This is a genomic window from Brucella thiophenivorans, from assembly GCF_002252445.1.
GTDB lineage: Bacteria > Pseudomonadota > Alphaproteobacteria > Rhizobiales > Rhizobiaceae > Brucella > Brucella thiophenivorans.
The window spans coordinates 1-2,500 of the sequence record NZ_NNRJ01000011.1; the positions used below are offsets into that span (position 1 = coordinate 1).

Here is a 2,500-nt window from a genome sequence, read left to right on the forward strand (position 1 = left end):
ACTGTGCCAGCTTTTGAACTGAATAGAGCGAGCGCGGTGGATATGATTAAGCGCGCCAGACTTTAGGGTTCAGAAACGCCAAAAGCCCGCTGATTTGTCAGCGGGCTTTTATGTATTGTTTTATTTTGGTTGCGGGGGCAGGATTTGAACCTGCGGCCTTCAGGTTATGAGCCTGACGAGCTACCGGGCTGCTCCACCCCGCGCCATGGTGTTTATTATGAACCGGTTGGGTATTTTTTGCGCGTTTTGCGCTTGATATGTCTGTTTTGTATTGGTTTGAGAAGATGTTTTTATATTTGTGTGCTTAGCAGACCTGGCAGCGACCTACTCTCCCGTGTCTTAAGACAAAGTACCATTGGCGCTGGAGCGTTTCACGGCCGAGTTCGGAATGGGATCGGGTGCAGCCGCTCCGCCATAACCACCAGGTCGGCGAAGAACACAAATATGAGAAGCTGGTTGTCTTTCGTGCAGATACTGTCAACGCTTTTAAGCGCTAATGAACGCATTGATATCAGTTTATGCGTTTCGAAGCGAAGCTTCGCAAGGCCGACTGGCCGTCGCCGATGTTTCGGCGTGCTGTCCGCAGGCTAGCCTGACGTTAGTCAGGCGCTCAGCCGTAAGGACATAAACTAAACTAATATCTATCAAGCTTCGCTTGATGGCTATTGTAAATGAGAGTGATCAAGTCGATCGAGCTATTAGTACCGGTAAGCTACATGCGTTGCCGCACTTCCACACCCGGCCTATCAACGTGGTAGTCTTCCACGGCTCTGATAGGGAATACTCGTTTTTAGGTGGGTTTCCCGCTTAGATGCCTTCAGCGGTTATCCCGTCCGTATATAGCTACCCTGCTATGCCGTTGGCACGACAACAGGTCCACCAGAGATACGTCCATCCCGGTCCTCTCGTACTAGGGACAGATCCTATCAATATTCCTACACCCACGGCAGATAGGGACCGAACTGTCTCACGACGTTCTGAACCCAACTCACGTACCGCTTTAAATGGCGAACAGCCATACCCTTGGGACCTGCTCCAGCCCCAGGATGCGATGAGTCGACATCGAGGTGCCAAACAACCCCGTCGATATGGACTCTTGGGGGTCATCAGCCTGTTATCCCCGGCGTACCTTTTATCCGTTGAGCGATGGCCCTTCCACTCGGGACCACCGGATCACTATGACCGACTTTCGTCTCTGCTCGACTTGTCAGTCTTGCAGTCAGGCAGGCTTATGCCATTGCACTCGACGAACGATTTCCGACCGTTCTGAGCCTACCATCGCGCGCCTCCGTTACTCTTTAGGAGGCGACCGCCCCAGTCAAACTACCCACCATACACGGTCCTGGACCCGGATAACGGGCCGCAGTTAGACATCCATATAGATAAGGGTGGTATTTCAAGGATGACTCCACAATGGCTGGCGCCACTGCTTCAAAGTCTACCACCTATCCTACACATGTCGACACGAATGCCAGTGTAAAGCTATAGTAAAGGTGCACGGGGTCTTTCCGTCTAACCGCAGGAACCCCGCATCTTCACGGGGAATTCAATTTCACTGAGTCTGCGTTGGAGACAGCGGGGAAGTCGTTACGCCATTCGTGCAGGTCGGAACTTACCCGACAAGGAATTTCGCTACCTTAGGACCGTTATAGTTACGGCCGCCGTTTACTGGGGCTTCAATTCAATGCTTGCACATCTCCTCTTAACCTTCCAGCACCGGGCAGGCGTCAGACCCTATACGTCGTCTTGCGACTTCGCAGAGCCCTGTGTTTTTGGTAAACAGTCGCTACCCCCTGGTCTGTGCCACCCTCATCTAGTTGCCTAAATAAGGGTCACGCTTCTTCCGAAGTTACGCGTGCATTTTGCCGAGTTCCTTCAACGCAGTTCTCTCAAGCGCCTTGGTATTCTCTACCAGTCCACCAGTGTCGGTTTAGGGTACGGTCTATATGCAGGAGCTATTTCCTGGAACCGCTTCGCTGCCAGATCAATCCAATAAGACCTGACAACACACGCAATCCGTCACTACCTGCAGGCCCACGAATATTAACGTGGTTCCCATCGACTACGCCTTTCGGCCTCGCCTTAGGGGCCGGCTAACCCTGCTCAGATTAACTTTAAGCAGGAACCCTTGGACTTTCGGCGAGGGAGTCTCTCACTCCCTTTATCGTTACTCATGTCAGCATTCTCACTTCCGATACCTCCAGGATGTCTCACGACTGTCCCTTCACAGGCTTACGGAACGCTCCGCTACCACGCACATTAAGTGCATCCACAGCTTCGGTGTATGGCTTTAGCCCCGGTACATTTTCGGCGCAAAGACCCTTATTTAGACCAGTGAGCTGTTACGCTTTCTTTAAATGATGGCTGCTTCTAAGCCAACATCCTGGTTGTTTTGGGATCCTCACATCCTTTCCCACTTAGCCATAACTTAGGGACCTTAGATGGTGGTCAGGGTTGTTGCCCTCTTCACGACGGACGTTAGCACCCGCCGTGTGTCTGC

At 52.1% G+C, this 2,500-nt stretch carries 1 tRNA gene and 2 rRNA genes (1 of these 3 cut by a window edge); all 3 read right to left on the reverse strand.

Features of this window, described 5'->3' with window-relative positions:
- Positions 1 to 126 precede the first annotated feature (126 nt).
- Positions 127 to 203, reverse strand: a tRNA-Met gene (locus CEV31_RS02960).
- A 108-nt stretch (positions 204 to 311) separates the two neighbouring features.
- Positions 312 to 426, reverse strand: a 5S ribosomal RNA gene (rrf, locus tag CEV31_RS02965).
- A 251-nt stretch (positions 427 to 677) separates the two neighbouring features.
- Positions 678 to 2,500 (reverse strand): 23S ribosomal RNA (locus tag CEV31_RS02970); it runs 1,136 nt beyond the window's last position.